This window comes from Alkaliphilus peptidifermentans DSM 18978, from assembly GCF_900101495.1.
In the GTDB taxonomy this organism is placed as follows: domain Bacteria; phylum Bacillota; class Clostridia; order Peptostreptococcales; family Natronincolaceae; genus Alkaliphilus_C; species Alkaliphilus_C peptidifermentans.
Genome location: NZ_FMUS01000003.1, coordinates 21,437 through 37,493, shown reverse-complemented (window position 1 = coordinate 37,493; position 16,057 = coordinate 21,437). Strand labels below are relative to the sequence as shown.

Sequence of the window (16,057 nt, the reverse complement as noted above, 5' to 3'; positions counted from 1 at the left end):
AATTTGCTTTATTTCTTATTAGAAATCTTTTTAGTATTATTTAAGTTAATAATATGTTATTAAAATATTATAAAGGATTATGTTAAAATATGTAGAAAATTAACATAATTAGTTAAATCCAAAGATTTCCTAAAGGGGGCATAGTATGTTTTTTAAAAAAAAGGATCTTATAACAGATGAACAGTTAAAGCAGGCAGAAACCAAATATGATGTTAATAAGCATATCCCTACCAGCATAACAGTATTAAAAGACAATCAAAGGAAAATGGTTGTAAAGCTGACTAATCGAATAGATGAAACAGGTGTAATAGCAAGTAGTTTAATTGACACTACTCAAGGAATTAGTAAGGCTATAGAATCACAATTGAAATCAATTGAATTAGTTGTCGATGAAATCAGTAATTACTCTGCACTGGCAGAGGAGGTTTTTGCAAGCATAGAAAATTCCAAGGGAATAACTCATCAAACCCTTACTGTAGCAAAGGAAGGATCAAAAACAATCGATAAATCTCTAGAATCTATGGATAATATTCAGTCCTCCATGACAACAGTAAAGCAAGCAGTTGGTGAGCTATATAATAAATCTCAGAATGTAGATGAATTACTGACATTAATTAAGGATATTGCTGATAGTACTAATTTATTAGCTTTAAACGCCTCTATAGAAGCTGCTAGAGCAGGGGATGCAGGAAGAGGCTTTGCTGTTGTTGCCAATGAAGTTAAAAAGCTGGCCACCAGAAGCATAGAATCAGTTACTCATATTAATGAAATATTAACTGAAATTAAGCAAAGTATTAATAATACAAGTGCCTTAATGAATGAAACCGAAGATAGGGTAAATATTGGAAGAACCCTTTCAAATAATTCCAGATCTGTTTTTGAAACCATAATTAAAGCAGCAGAAGAAACTTCTGCAGTGTCAGATGAAATAAATCATGCTGTTACAAAGCAAAATTCTTCACTAGAGCATGTTGTTGAATCAACATATGCAATGAACGAGCAATTTTCTATGCTGATTAATAAAGTGGAAACAACCCTTCTTAATACTGAATACACCAGTACATCTTTAAAAACCCTTAAAAAGCTATCTACTGAGCTGAACTCTAATAATGATAGTTTAATGAAGGAATTAAAATCTGAGGATGTTTCTAGTACCAAGTTAAAATCCAATGCTGCCTATCCATTAAGTACAATAGATGCAATGAAATGTCTAGATGCAACAGAGGCAGAAGTCTTTAAAAATGTACATTCTACTTTAACATTAATAAATGAACATACAAAGGTTTCTCCTGGAATAGCAAAATGCTGGAGAGTCTTAGATGATCAGATTACTTGGGAATTTCAGCTTCGCAAGGGAGTAAAATTCCATAATGGAGATGTTCTATCAGCAGATGATGTTATTTTTTCTTATGAACGTCTTTTAGATCCGAAGCTGAAATCACCTAATACTTGGATGCTATTTGATATTGAAGGTGCTGAGGAGTTTTCAACTGGAAAAGCTCAAAAAATTTCAGGGTTAGAAATCATAAATCCTCACGTAATTAGAATTCGTTTAACATCTCCCTCCGCCGGCTTCCTATTGAATATAGGACAAGTGGTGTGTCCTATATATTCAAAAAAAGCTTTCAAAAATAATGGTGATATAGTTGGGTGTGGAGCCTATACCATCGAGGTTGCTAATGATAAGGTTATTCATTTGAAGGCCTTTAAGGATTTCTATCTTGGTGAACCATATATAGAATCACTGGAGCTTATTATTGACGTAAAAAGCATAGGTCAACGGTTTATTAATAAGGAGTACGACTATATTAAGGTTGATAATGCCACTTTATATAAGGCTGTTATGGAGAAAAATATGAATCTAGATGTTAATGATATGCTGGCATCTTATTTCGTTGGGTTTAATATGCATTCCAACCATCCTATTATTAATAATAAAGAGGCTCGACAGGCACTTAATTATGCAATAAACAAAGAAAGAATTGTAGAGAATGCATTAGGCGGATTAGGTTCTATATCCTCCTCCCCTATGCCCTCCTTAATGCTGGGAGGAGAAGCAATAAAGCCATATGAGTATAATCCTCAAAAGGCTAAACAAATGTTGAAAAACGCAGGTATAAGCAACTTTTCTTTACATCTTGCCGCAAGAGATGGAAATCAAGGTGGAATATTTGAAAAAATATTAAAATGTGTATGTGAAGACTTAGAAGCTATAGGAATTAAAATAAAATTAAGTGACTATGCCAGCAGCGATTTTGTTGGAAACAAACGCTACTTAACCTGTGATATATTTGTTTCAAGATGGGTTGCTGATAATGGTGACCCGGATAACTTTCTTCAACCAATATTTACTCCTAATGGTACTGGTAATTTTACTAGCTACAATAATCCAGAGGTTTCTGAGCTAATGTCACAGGCGAAAGAAATGCTAAATCCATCAAAAAGATTAGAGATATATACTAAAATTAGTTTATTATTAAAGGAAGAAGCACCTTGGGTTTACCTATTTCATCCTAAGTCAGGGGTGGCCTATCACAAGCATTTATCAGGCATGAATATTAATGCTATGGGATTTATCGCCTATGATCAGCTATATACAAATATTTAATTAATATAATATTTATTAAAAAAGGCTTTTAAGATGTATTCTCCTCTTAAAAGCCTTTTTCTTTACCCATTTCAAACGTATTTATAAATTCTCCAGCTCATCCCTCATAACTAGTAATGCCTGCATCATCTTAGGAAAACCGCCGCTGGGAGCTACTAATAGAATGGCATGTTCAATTTCTTCCCTTGTACATCCACAACGATGAGCCTTCCTAATATGAGTTCTGAGGGCAAACTCATACTGACAAGAGGCTGAAATAGCTATTTTAATGAGCCAACGGGTCTTTTCATCCAGAGGTCCACCCTCTTCATGCAGTTTATGTCCATAACTTTCATAAGCCTCATAAATCTCCTTATGGTTCTCAATAAAATAATTCAGATTTTTTTCAATAACATCCATACATATTTTACCTCCATTGAATTTTTTTCTATTTTTACCCATTATAACTATATTAATCAGTACTTTTGATTGAAATTAAACATGTTTCTAAAATATCTAAAATTTCCCCTTTACAATTATTTCCCTTATATGCTAAAATTATTTAATATTAGTGAGTGTATCTAAGCATAAATATTTATGTAAGCGGTACAGGAAGTCCATTTCTACACGTAGATAAGTCTACGGAGTCACTACCATTGTGATTCTGTGGACTTTTTTTATTCACTTTTTTGAAGAACATCCAGAGAGTTTAATGGGTATTTAAAGGGAGGGAATCGAAATGAATTTAGAAAGAAACATAAAAACCTATTATTTCTACTCAACATTCACAGAGCTTTTGATACTTGGTCCTATAATTGTATTGTATTTAATAAGCAAAGGTCTTTCTTTTACAGAAATAATGCTGCTTCAATCAATTGCAGCCTTTGCAGTTGTACTGTTTGAAGTGCCAACTGGTGCTATAGCAGATAGATACAGTCGAAAGCTGAGTGTTATAATCGGCCTTGCATTATGGGTTGTAAGCTTAACTATGTATATAGTAGGAAGTAGCTTCTTAACCTTTGCTATAGCAGAAGTAATATTTAGTATAGGTATATGTTTTAAATCTGGTGCAGATAACGCAATTATATATGATTCTTTAAAATTACTACGCAAGGAAAGCGAGTACCAAAGGATTGAAGGAGCCGCCCGTTCTCTAGCCTTATATGCCCAGGCTATTGGCTCGGTTATTGCAGGCTTTGTTTATGAAAAGAACATTTATCTACCACTGATGATATCTATTGGCTTTGTTATTTTAACAATATTTATAACTATATTTTTTAAGGAGCCTCCCATACACAATAAAAAAAATACCAGGGTAAAATACTTGAAGCAAATTATTGAAAGTGGAAAATATGTTTTAACCCATGAAAAACTAAAGGCGATTGTTTTATTCTCCATGGTATTTTTTGCATTTTATAGAACTGGCTTTTGGTTTTTTCAGCCTTACATGGAGTCAGTAAACATACCCGTGAAATATTTTGGAGTAATATTTATGATATTCAATTTTGTAGCTGCGTTTGCTTCAAAGCAAAGTCATGTTTTCATGGAAAAAACCAAACCAAGAACACTGGTTTCTATGGCGCTATTATTAATAGTATCTTTCATATTGCTTGGATTGATAAAGATGTGGATTGGAGTAGCGGCTATTCTTCTTCAACAGGCTGCGCGAGGTTTTTACAGACCAATTATAACAAAGTATCTTAACAAACATATACCTACCGACAAGAGGGCTACAATTCTTTCGTTTCATAGCTTGGGTACCAACATTGCAGCTGCCATAACTTTGCCATTGATGGGTATTTTAAAAGATTCTAGAGATATACATTCTACGCATCTAATTACAGCTGTATCTATGATTATACTGACTGCTGTTGCTACAGTGTATATGAATAGTAGATTGAATGTTAATAAGGAAAAGGCTCCTATTGAATTGTTAAAATCTTGAAGGGCCAACTAGAATAAAAGGACTTAGTCAAAAGAGTGATGACTAAGTCCTGAATTACATTATATGTTTAAAAAAAGTCTTAACAAACAGATATCCTAACACAGCAAAAATTATCTCCACAACAATTAAGAAAGCCAAGGGATTTCTAGTGGCAACATCCCATAGTGCCGTATTAAACCAACCATCTATTCCAGCATATCTACTTCCCTGATATATAAAAAGTATAGCCCAGATTTGGTATACCTTAGCTACAATAAAGCCTATTACTAGTCCTATTATTACACCCCATAGCTCTACTATATCTTTACGCAATTATATTCCTCCTTTTGCAATACATAATAGGTCACTGGCTCATCCTTTCCATGGCTTCTAATACCTCATCTGTACGATCTTCTTCTACAATAGCACCATCTTCATATTCAATTACTAGAATTATAGCCGTAGGTTTTGTCACTAGGTACTCAGTAGGAAAATCAAGACTCCATTCTTTTCTATCATACATATTACTCACTCTTAATGGAATACTCTCATACTCATTGTCAATATAAAGTTTTGCCTCAACGTCCTTTATCATATAAAAATCAAATAAAGCTGGATGCAGTTGAGAATATGAGATATCAAAGCTAGATAACTTACCATTGGAAGATGACGACCCTGACCCACTATTATTTAAGGGAGTAGGCTTATAATATTCCGATGAAATTTCAATTGCCTCAGTTGCTTTAATAAGACTACCTTCTGATACTATTTTGTATTCATAATCATTATCCGGTGACAAAATCAATGGTGCAGAAAACTCATTAATTCCTATATCGTCTGCTAATACTTTTAACCAGTCTGGTTGATTTTTATACCTATATAAAAGTAAAACATTGGCATCTTTTTCTACCTCACTTAATGTCCACTGTAAATCAAAATGCAACTCATTTGGAGAAGAGACCTCAGCAATAGGTTGAAAGCTTTTTGATATAACCCACTCATTTGCATTTTTTAGTTCATTCAGGTGGTAATAAAAACTCCTGGTCTCATTTCCTAATGTATGAGTGACATTCCGCTCAAGATTATTTAGTCGATCTATAAAATTGTTTTCCATCCTATCTGCTCGTAAAAAACTATACACATTAACTGCCAAGCTGGCAACTACTAGCCATGTTAATATTTTGATCTTTCTTTCCATTTTTTTGTCACTCCTATTCTGGATTTATAAGTAAATATTTTGAGTTAAATTTTTTAATTCTAATATTCATTAATCTTGTTCCTTTAAATCTGATGATATAGAGCAATATGTATTATTTAAAAAAGATACACTTCAAATATAATGCTTAAACTACTGATTTTTCATTATTATCTAACAATATTATAACATATTAAATAGAAATACAGCACTCTATGTCTTTTCCATGTATACCATTAAATTACTACCTAGTATATTTTAAGAATTTTAATATTTTACTTCGATAATAAAAAGAACTATAACCTCTTAGTTATGAAGTCATAGTTCTTTTATATCAATTTGCAAATTATAGTCTTTTTGATACTTCTAATATTTTATCCTTCATCTGAAGTAGTTCATTTTTAATTTCCATTAAATCATTTTTAATTAGCTTTTTATCCTTTACTAATACTTCACCATTCACTATTACCAGTTCTACATTGGAAGGGTTAGCTGAATACACTAAGGCAGAATAGTAATCATAAATAGGACACATATTTACAGACTCAGTTTCAATTATTACCATGTCTGCTTTTTTGCCTACTTCTATAGAACCAGTTACATTGTCAATATTTAGAGCCCTTGCTCCACCAATAGTAGCCATCTCCACAATTTCAATAGCAGGAAATATTGTTCTATCCATGTTATAAAGTTTATGGATTTTACCCACTAAAGACATTTGAGTTATTATATCTAGAGTGTTACCGCTCATTGGTCCATCTGTGCCAAGCCCTAGCTTCATTCCCCTTTTAAACATTTTTACTACTGGTGCAACTCCCTTTGCACCTTTGGAGTTAGATCCTACATTATGGCTTATTCCAACTCCTTTATTTTCCAAAATATCTAAATCTTCATCTGATACATTAATTAAGTGGGCCCCAATAAAGTTCTCATCTAGTATTCCAAGGCTGTCTAGATATTGCACTGGTGTCATATTATATTCTTCAGCATATTTTTTCTGCTCATAATCCATTTCTGCAACATGCATTATTATAGGTACATCATGCTTTCTTGCCAAAGAATATGCTTCTATTAATTTATTACTATCATTTGTATATGGAGCATGGGGGGCAATTGCAGGAGTAATTAAATCATCACCCTTCCATTTTTCAATAAACCGTTCAGCATACTTTAATCCTTCATATGGCTCTTTAGCATCGGGAGCAACAAAGTTAACAACTGTTTCACCCAAAACTGCCCTTATACTCATCTCTTTTGCTGCTTTAGCAACTTCATCTTCAAAATAATACGAATTGCAAAAAGTCGTAACCCCGCCTAAAAGCATTTCGCAGATTGCATATCTAGCTCCACTATATACTAGTTTCTCATCCACCATAATATTTTCTAACGGAAATATATATTTTGTTAACCTGTCCTGCACATCATCTGCTAAACTTCTAAAGGCAATCATGGAAGCGTGAGTATGGGTATTGATCATACCCGGCATTAGAATGCCACCTTTTCCATCTATTATATTATAATCATTACTTACATTATGTTCATTCGTTTCATTACTACTGCCGATATATGTGATGCTATCTCTCTCAATGATCACAAAACCATCTTCAATTATTTCTTTATCTTTATTCATAGTTACTATATTTACATTCCTGATCATCAGTTTGGTCACAAGCTTCATTCCTTCCACTTTCTAATAGCTAAGTATATCTACGACTCAGACTGAAGCCTCAACATTATATTCATTAAACAAATTATTATGATTTTATGAACAATGAATTCTGTTGATTTTTTACCTTTATCGGGGGATTGGATTAGCCTCAGTCTGTAATTATATATTGAGTTTAGAGCTTTTGTCGTAGATACTTATGTTATTAGCTTATTGATTTAGTGTTCTATTCCATGTGTTAACCCAATCAGCCATGACTTCATTTACAAATTTGAAATCTATAAGGTTAGATTTAGTTATTTGTTCTCCATAGGTTAAGAATTCAGCTTCTTCATCTGTTAAATTTGCGTTAACATTAACAGGTGAATCTGGAATAGTTTTAGCAGCTCTAACTTGTACCTCTTCTGAGATTAAATAATTAATAAATTCATAAGCTAAATCTATTTGCTTAGAACCTTTTACTATATTAATAGTGTTAAAATTTAAATAGGAACCTTCTATAGGATCGATGAATACAACCTCTGGCGAACTATTTTTAACTGATGCATAAGCAAAGTCTGCCGCTAAAGCAGCTACTATTTCTCCACTACCCATCATATTTACTAAATCAGAAGATCTAGAATAAGTTTTAACAATATTGGGCTTTAGCGCTTCTAACTCTTTAAATGCAGCCTCGCCGTTATCTGTTGTTATGTCAACTCCTGCTTTTTGTGAAGCAATGTAAAGTACAGCAGGGCCGAATGTTGTAGTTATTTCAGGAATTGATATTTTTCCCTGTAGCTCTGGTCTCCACAAGTCTTCAAAGGATTCAATTTCAAAGCCCAATTTTTCTTTATCATAAATTATTCCTAGTCGATTTACCGTATAGGCTGGTCCTTGACCTTCAATAGTTAATTCCTTAGCCTTTTCATTTAATTGACTAGCATTAGGAATCTTATTGTAATCAATTGTCTCAAATAACCCTTCATCAAAACCTTCTTGTGCGAAAGCTTGTGCTAAATAAATAAGATCAACATTATTGTTGGGGTTACTTCTTATCTTTATTAATCGCTCTGAATTATTCCCTGTATCTAGAACAATCTTAGCATTGAATTTTTCTTCAAAGGGCTTAAATATATTTTCCAATAGTTCATCCTCAGAAAAACCCCAATTAGAAATTATTAATGTTGTAGGTCCATCTGGATTTTGCGTCTCCACCTTGCCTCCACAACCCACTAATATCATTGATACCAAACTAACTAATAAAACTACCGACAGAAACTTTTTCATACAACTTCCTCCTTTTTTAAACTAAAATAATTTTGCTTGATGGTAAATAAAGCTTTATATTATCACCTTGGCTGTAAACGTTGTTATTACTACCATTTACAACTAAGGTGCCTAAATCGGTCTTTATATTATATTGATAAGATTTTCCTAAATAAGTTCTCACATCAATGCTTCCATCAATTAAATTCTCTTTATTACTATTTTCATCAACAATTTCTATGTCATCAGGTCTAATGGTACCTTTTATATTCTCTTTAGTAATATCTCTATTGCTATTGATGGTAAACTTCTTTCCTCCTTTGGCATGAAACTCATTACCTGATATATTACTTAAATCTATGAAATTCTCAAAACCAACAAATCTTGCTACAAATTCAGTGGAAGGATTTGAATAAATGTTCTCTGGTGTATCGAATTGTTCTATCTCGCCAGCATTCATTACTGCTACCTTATCTGATATTGAAAAACACTCTTCCTGATCATGAGTAACAAATACTGTAGTAATCCCCATTTGCCGCTGTAGCTTTTTAATTTCAACCCTCATTTTTAACCTTAGCTTTGCATCAAGATTACTTAATGGCTCATCCAGCAGCAATAGCTTAGGTTCGATTACAAGTGCTCTAGCTATGGCAACCCTTTGTCTTTGTCCACCTGATAGTTCCTTTGGGTATCTTTGTGATAGACTGGATAAATCGACAGTATTAAGTATTGAATCTACCAAATCCTTAATCTTATCTTTAGATATTTTTTTCATCTTAAGACCAAAAGCAACATTATCAAAAACCGTAAGATGTGGAAATAATGCATAGCTCTGAAATACAATACCAAAATTCCTCTTGTGAACTGGTATTTTAGTAAAATTTTGATCTTCTAAAATAAACTGTCCCCCAACTGGCTCGATAAATCCTGCAATTACCCTTAAGGTAGTAGTTTTTCCACATCCACTGGGCCCTAGAAGAGATACTAATTCTCCTTTATTAATGCTTAGGTTAAGTTTTTCTAATATGTTAGTTTTACCGTCATATGATACATCTATGTTTTTTAAACTTAGTAATGGCATTTAATCCCTCCTAGCTTACAAGTTATTTATTCCAAGAGTTTTTTCAACAACAAACATAATTCCAATTGTCATAAGCATTAATAGTACAGAGAGTGCAGATATTGTAGGATCGTAATTATACTCTACATAGTTCATCATTGTAATTGGTAGTGTACTAATCCCCGGCCCGGATAAAAATAATGTCACGGGAACATTGTTAAATGCACTAATAAAAGAAAGCATAAATGAAGCAATAATTCCTGATGTAATGTTAGGAAATACAACCCTGAAAAAAGTTTGTAACCTACTGGCTCCAAGACTCATGGCTGCTTCCTCCATTGTATAGTCCACCATCTCTAAACTTGAACCAATTACCCTGATTGCATATGGAATTTCAAAAATTGATAACCCCAACAAAAGACTATAGTATATAGGTAATTTTAAGTTAATCACTATAAACTGAAACATTACAAACCCAGTAACTACACCCGGTACTATTTTAGGTGAAAAGAAAAAATTCTTCAAAAGAGTTTTCCCTTTGAAATCAAACCTTGTTAACGCATAAGCACCGGGGATTCCCAAAGCTAGTGCAATAAGTGTTGCCAGAACAGATACCTCCATACTAATTTTAAATGTCCTTATAAAGCTCTCTGTTGTAAAAACATTATGATACCACTTTAGACTAAAGCCTCTTGGAGGAAAAGCAACATAGCTTTCACTGCCAAAGGAGGTAGCGGCTATAATTATAATAGGTATAAATAGAAATGAATAGACTAAGATTACAAAAGCAAATAAACCTTTATTCTGCTTCACTCTATACACCCCTTTCGTTTAGCTTTGCTGCCAATCTGTTGATGGTTCCCATAACCAATATACTAGTAACTATCATTATTGTAGCTACCACTGAAGCTCCATACCAATCTCCAAGGGTCATTGTCTGTTGATAAATTAATGTTGATAACACCATTTTTCTATTACCCCCAAGGAGTTGAGGAGTAGTGTAGGCTGAAGCGGCACCTGTAAATACTAATACACATCCAACTATAAGTCCAGGAACACTTAACGGAAGAATCACCTTGAAGAAGGCTTTTATTTTACTTGCCCCTAAGCTTTCTGCTGCCTCGAATAACTCACCTTCAATATTTTCCATTACACCAACAAGGGATACTATCATTAATGGTAAAAAAAGATATACACTTCCAACTATTATTGCACCTTCTGTATACAAAAGCCTTTTGGGCTCAGCTATTAAATTCAGGGTTAATAAAGCATTGTTCAAGACTCCATTCCTCCCTAATATAGTTATCCAAGCAAAGGAACGTATTACAGAGTTTGTAAGCAAAGGAAATATGGTGCAAGCGATAAGAATACCTCTGATTTTTTTATTGCTCTTTGATACGAAATATGCTGTAGGAACACCAAGGATAGCACAAATAACTACAGTTATTATTGATATTCTTAGGGTTCTCATAAATATTTGATTATAGTAGCTATCCTTAAAAAAATCAGTATATGAACTAAATGTTAAAGAATCACCGTCATGAAAGGTAGGCAATATACTACTTAGTATCGGAATTATTAGAAATGCCACTATGACGATTAAGCCTGGAGCCATTAAAAGATATGCCCACTTTTTTTTCATTATTTTCCTCCTTCCTCAATTAACTAAAATTGATTTTCTAACTCTACAGTTCTAGAATAATTACTGCTTTCTCTTACCAATAGTTTAGGATACAAAGTTACCATCTCAACATTTGTATTTTTATCTTTTATTTGCTTCAGAATTAAATCAATAACTCTTTCACTCATTCTTTCAATTGGATATTCAATAGTAGTAAGGGAAGGTATTATGCTTTCAGACATTTCAATGTTATCAAACCCTACAATGGCAATCTCATCAGGCACTTTGACCCCAGATCGATTTAAGTAATTCAGAGCACCTATTGCCATCAAGTCATTTGCAGCAATAACACCAGTAATCCCTTTATTATCTATATATAATTTATTCATACAATCATATCCACTTTGCATCTTATAATTACCGTATGCTACTAGGCTTTTATCGATATTTATTCCATACTCATTAAGAGCCTTCATATAACCCTCTTTTCTCTTATTGGAAACCTCCATATCTATTGGTCCACCTATATAGGCAATGTTTCTATGGCCAAGTTTAATTAGATGTTCAGTTGCTAAAAATGCTCCATAATTATTATCAATAAATACTGTACTTATTTTCTCATTTTTAACTTCTCTATCTAAAAGTACAAAAGGAATATTTTTCTCTTTAGCTTTATTAATTGCTTCTAAGCATCGTTGAGAGGATGCATAAATCAATCCATCTACACGTTTTTCCATTAAATCTAAGAGAAAATCATCTTTAAGGTTTTCACTTATATCTATGTTGAAGAGAAGTATGTTGTAGTTATATTGATTAGCAGCCTTTCCTATATACTTTGCAACCTTACCAAAAAAAGGATTTTCAATATTGGGAACTATAAGCCCTATAGCTTTTGTCTCCTTTTCTAAATCAGTCCTCTCTAGAGGCTTATACTCTAACTCTCTTACAGCCTCTAAAACTCTTTGTCTGGTTTCTTCTTTAACATATCCATTGTTATTAATTACTCGCGATACAGTCGTAATAGATGTACTAGCTAATTTGGCTACATCTTTTATACTATTCATATTTACCTCCTGTAAGTATTTTCTTAAAATATAATTAGAAAACGCTAATTTATCAATATTAAAGTTTAGTCAAAATATGAAAATGTTTTCATATAATCAAATTCGACAGATAAACAAAAACTCCTTCTTTTATAAAAATAATTTTCACAATATTTCGGTTCATCCCACCAAAGCATTGATAATATTATCTTATTCACGAAATTGCAAATTGCAATATTATTCTCCGCCAATATTACAACTGATAAAATTCCAGTAAATCTATTTGGAAATGAAAACATTTCCACATATAAGTTCTTGTTTTGCTTCTAATATACGCTAAAAAGGACCCAGTTGGCTAAAACCAACTTAGGTCCTTTTTGATTATAATTATAATATTATTGTTAACACAAATACTACAGATTTTCCTCCCTTAAGGCATCAATAATATTTTCTTTTTTCAGTTTTGCACTTGAATGCATCATCGTCATAAAGACAATTATAAAGACTCCAAAAATGCAAATTATCATCTCCCGCCAAGGTAGTACAAATCTAAAATCAAATATATTGTCAAAGGCATTGTACATCCACATACTAATCAGAGCACCAACAGGCAATCCGTATAAAAGAGACTTAAGTCCATAGAAAATACTTTCATAGTTAATCATTTTGTTAAAGCCTCTAGGTGTTAATCCAACTGATTTAAGCATTGCAAATTCCCTTCGTCGCAGGGCTACATTTGTACTGATGGTGTTGAAGATATTGGTTACACCAATTAAGGTGATTAGAGATACAAAGCCATATAGAAAAATTGCAATGGAAGTCATTATTCGCTTCATCTCAGCCTTCATTAGGGTAATATCCCTAATAGAAAGGGAAGATTCTGTATCATTTGGGTTTAAAGCTTTTATTTCCTTAATAATATCCTCACTATTATTTGTTTGAATAAGCATATTTGTGTTATCTGCCATTACTTTACTTTCTTCATGAAGTAAAGCTTTGATAGAGTCAAACACTTCGTCTGAAACTAATAAATTGGCTGCCATATAAAATGTGTAGGGAACTCCCAGAGGAATATTATCTGTTACTGCACCTATATTGATTGCTATATTAGCAGGTGGATTAATTCCATCCTCATAGTTATCCTTTAGGTACAGGTTCACTCCCGTTTTTATATTCATTGGATTATATTCAATACGACCAGCTATTATATTTTTATTAATTAGAATTCCTTTAGGTTCCTTTGTATCTTTAAACACAGAAATATCCAGTTGGTTTTCTGCTGCAAACCTTTGAAATTCTTCCTCCCCTACAGCTACGATGTAGATTTCATGATTGTAGCTTCCATCTTCATTCATGGAGTATGATTCATTATCTACTATATGTTTTTGAACAAATGAGCTTAATTGCGAGTAAGGAGTCTTAGTGGAAGTATGGATTCTTCTTAATATAGAATATCTTTCCACATCATTAAGCTCAGCAATATTTTGATAAAACTCCATTTTCTCTTCTATTGTGTTTTCATTCTTTGTCACCATTACATCATAATGTATTCCTCCATAGTACATGTTGCTTGTTATGAAGCCATACTTCATAAAGGATGAAAAGGATACAAATAACACAATACTAATAAATAGTGAGAAAACTGTAGCTCTATATCTTCTACGATTTCTTTTTAAATTCTTGAGGGCCAACTCACCTTCAATTCCAAATAAATATCTAGTTAGTTTTGAGGTTCTAAGTTTTTTTCCTTTTATTTTTATATCAGTGTTCAGTCTAATGGCTTCTACTGGCGATATTTTAGAAGCTCTTTTTGCTGGGATATACACAGACATAAATATTGTAATAGTCATAAATAGAACTGTTGTTAGAATTACATATGGAGAAACGATTAGTCTTAAAACAATGTCATGATTAAACATGGAATTGATCAAAAGTTTATTAACAATCTTCAAGGTAATTCCAATACCTATTATCCCAGAAATAATTCCTATAGGAATACCAATTAACCCCAATATTGCGCCTTCATAAAATATCATTTTTCTAATTTGGTTAGAGGTAGCTCCAACGCTTGAGAGCATACCAAATTGCTTTTTTCTCTCGCTAACAGATATTGCAAAGGCATTATAGATTACTGCCACAGAGCCTATTACAACAAGGGTTATTATTATTAATGAAATTGTATTAAACATATTATTAAAGGCTTTATTTTGAGTTATACCCATCCATTTCAAAAGCTCATTATTATAGCTAAAGCTTACGTCTCCTGCATCTGCTGCCATCTTAGGCACTATTTCGAAAATTTTCTTGGGGTTCTTTACAAGGATGGATACATTAACAATATCCTCGTTATCCAATAGATCTTCATCTAGATAAGATACAGCAGTAAATCCTGGTGTAGAATAATATTCATTTCGAGGACGATATATTATTCCAGTAACTATAAATTCTTCATTAAAAATTACATCTATTTCCTCGGCTTCTGTCAAGGGTGTATCCTGATATAAAAACCTCCCATTACCCTTTCTGTTACCAATTGCTAATGAAATTGTTTCCCCAATCTTATATGCAGGTCCTCCACTGGAGGCTATATCCTCTGTTATGAGTATTTCACCCTTTTTCTCTGGCAGACGTCCTTCTTTAAGGTTTATGGGCAAATTATTAAAAGCAGTTTCACTATAAGCATACAAGTAAATGTATGGCTTATTTTCATTATTGGACTGTTGAAAACTGGAATAGCCTAATCCTTTACTTAATATTGAATGGATGGTTGACACGTTATTTGTTATATATTTGCTATCACCATAGGCTACATTGTAAAAGGATGCATGATAATTGCCATCCGTCACTATTGTATTTTGAATCAACAAGTCTTGAAAGCTGGCTGCAATGGTGGCTACGCCACAAATCATTGCACCCGAAAGAATTATACCAATAATAGTTACAATAGTTCGTTTTTTATTAAATCTCAAATTCTGCAATGTAAGTTTCTTTAATACATTCATCCTCTGATCACCTCATCCTTTATGACGTGTCCATCATCTAAGGTAATCATCCTATCTGCCTGGAGGGCTATTTGATGATCATGGGTAATAATAATCAGGGTTTGATTGTATTGCTTATTTGAGTATTTCAGTAGATCAATTATTTCCTTTGAATTTTTACTGTCCAGGTTACCTGTAGGCTCATCTGCTAAAACAAGGGCAGGTTTGTTAAATAGTGCTCTTCCTATTGAAACCCTCTGCTGTTGTCCCCCTGAAAGCTCATTGGGCAGGTGATGAAGCCTATTAGATAGATTTAATGTTGCTAGTATATCACTTAGCTGATCTTTATCTACTTCTCCTTCATCCAAAAGTAATGGTAATGTTATGTTCTCTTCAACATTTAGAATAGGGATTAAATTGTAAAATTGATATATGAGGCCTATTTGCCTACGCCTAAATATTGCAAGCTTCGATTCATTCATTTCATATACATCGGTACCATCTATAAATACCTTGCCATTTGTTGGTCGATCAACCCCTCCAAGAACATGCAAAAGGGTAGACTTTCCAGATCCCGATGCTCCTACTATTGCTACAAACTCACCTTTTTTTACACTAAAGGATACATCATCTAAAGCCTTTACCTGTATATCTCCTTTTCCATAGATTTTAGACAGATTTTCTACTTTTAATATTTCCATTTTCCTCTACTCCTTTGATTTTTATAACTCA

At 32.8% G+C, this 16,057-nt stretch carries 13 protein-coding genes; 2 read left to right on the top strand and 11 right to left on the bottom strand.

Going from position 1 to position 16,057, the window contains the following annotated elements; translation table 11 throughout:
* Positions 1-145 precede the first annotated feature (145 nt).
* Positions 146-2,608, top strand: coding sequence for an ABC transporter substrate-binding protein (locus BLP68_RS03050; RefSeq protein ID WP_091539870.1), 2,463 nt, complete (start codon positions 146-148; stop codon positions 2,606-2,608).
* An 81-nt stretch (positions 2,609-2,689) separates the two neighbouring features.
* Here the strand turns inward: BLP68_RS03050 and BLP68_RS03045 are convergent, their stop codons facing one another.
* The gene (locus tag BLP68_RS03045; protein WP_091539868.1) at positions 2,690-3,007 is read right to left on the bottom strand and encodes a carboxymuconolactone decarboxylase family protein; all 318 of its coding nucleotides are present in this window, start codon (positions 3,005-3,007) and stop codon (positions 2,690-2,692) included.
* A 319-nt stretch (positions 3,008-3,326) separates the two neighbouring features.
* Here BLP68_RS03045 and BLP68_RS03040 point away from each other — a divergent pair, with 319 nt between their 5' ends.
* Positions 3,327-4,532, top strand: a complete 1,206-nt coding sequence (locus BLP68_RS03040) for an MFS transporter (RefSeq protein ID WP_091539865.1) — start codon at positions 3,327-3,329, stop codon at positions 4,530-4,532.
* A gap of 54 nt (positions 4,533-4,586) precedes the next feature.
* On the opposite strand, the gene BLP68_RS03035 is transcribed toward BLP68_RS03040, so the two are convergent.
* The 10 genes from BLP68_RS03035 to BLP68_RS02990 form a co-directional block, all read right to left on the bottom strand.
* Positions 4,587-4,844 carry a hypothetical protein gene (locus tag BLP68_RS03035; protein ID WP_091539863.1) on the bottom strand — a complete coding sequence of 86 codons (258 nt, stop codon included), beginning with the start codon at positions 4,842-4,844 and terminating at the stop codon, positions 4,587-4,589.
* 31 nt (positions 4,845-4,875) lie between these two features.
* A complete protein-coding gene (locus BLP68_RS03030) occupies positions 4,876-5,709 on the bottom strand; it encodes a hypothetical protein (protein WP_091539860.1) in 834 nt (277 codons plus the stop codon).
* Between the two features lie 343 nt (positions 5,710-6,052).
* Positions 6,053-7,384: an amidohydrolase gene (locus tag BLP68_RS03025; RefSeq protein WP_091539858.1), complete on the bottom strand. Its 1,332-nt coding sequence runs from the start codon at positions 7,382-7,384 to the stop codon at positions 6,053-6,055.
* 198 nt (positions 7,385-7,582) lie between these two features.
* Positions 7,583-8,641 (bottom strand): ABC transporter substrate-binding protein, encoded by a 1,059-nt coding sequence (locus tag BLP68_RS03020; RefSeq protein ID WP_091539856.1) that lies wholly within the window; start codon positions 8,639-8,641, stop codon positions 7,583-7,585.
* A gap of 16 nt (positions 8,642-8,657) precedes the next feature.
* Positions 8,658-9,701 carry an ABC transporter ATP-binding protein gene (locus BLP68_RS03015; protein WP_091539854.1) on the bottom strand — a complete coding sequence of 348 codons (1,044 nt, stop codon included), beginning with the start codon at positions 9,699-9,701 and terminating at the stop codon, positions 8,658-8,660.
* A 15-nt stretch (positions 9,702-9,716) separates the two neighbouring features.
* A complete protein-coding gene (locus tag BLP68_RS03010; RefSeq protein ID WP_091539851.1) occupies positions 9,717-10,493 on the bottom strand; it encodes an ABC transporter permease in 777 nt (258 codons plus the stop codon).
* 1 nt (position 10,494) lies between these two features.
* On the bottom strand, positions 10,495-11,322 hold the full coding sequence (locus BLP68_RS03005; RefSeq protein WP_091539849.1) for an ABC transporter permease: 828 nt from the start codon (positions 11,320-11,322) through the stop codon (positions 10,495-10,497).
* 23 nt (positions 11,323-11,345) lie between these two features.
* The gene (locus tag BLP68_RS03000) at positions 11,346-12,365 is read right to left on the bottom strand and encodes a LacI family DNA-binding transcriptional regulator (RefSeq protein WP_091539847.1); all 1,020 of its coding nucleotides are present in this window, start codon (positions 12,363-12,365) and stop codon (positions 11,346-11,348) included.
* 392 nt (positions 12,366-12,757) lie between these two features.
* Positions 12,758-15,346 carry an ABC transporter permease gene (locus BLP68_RS02995; RefSeq protein ID WP_091539844.1) on the bottom strand — a complete coding sequence of 863 codons (2,589 nt, stop codon included), beginning with the start codon at positions 15,344-15,346 and terminating at the stop codon, positions 12,758-12,760.
* Complete coding sequence (locus tag BLP68_RS02990; RefSeq protein ID WP_091539842.1) at positions 15,343-16,026, bottom strand: ABC transporter ATP-binding protein; 684 nt, start codon at positions 16,024-16,026, stop codon at positions 15,343-15,345. The genes BLP68_RS02995 and BLP68_RS02990 overlap by 4 nt, the downstream gene beginning before the upstream one ends.
* Positions 16,027-16,057 lie beyond the last annotated feature (31 nt).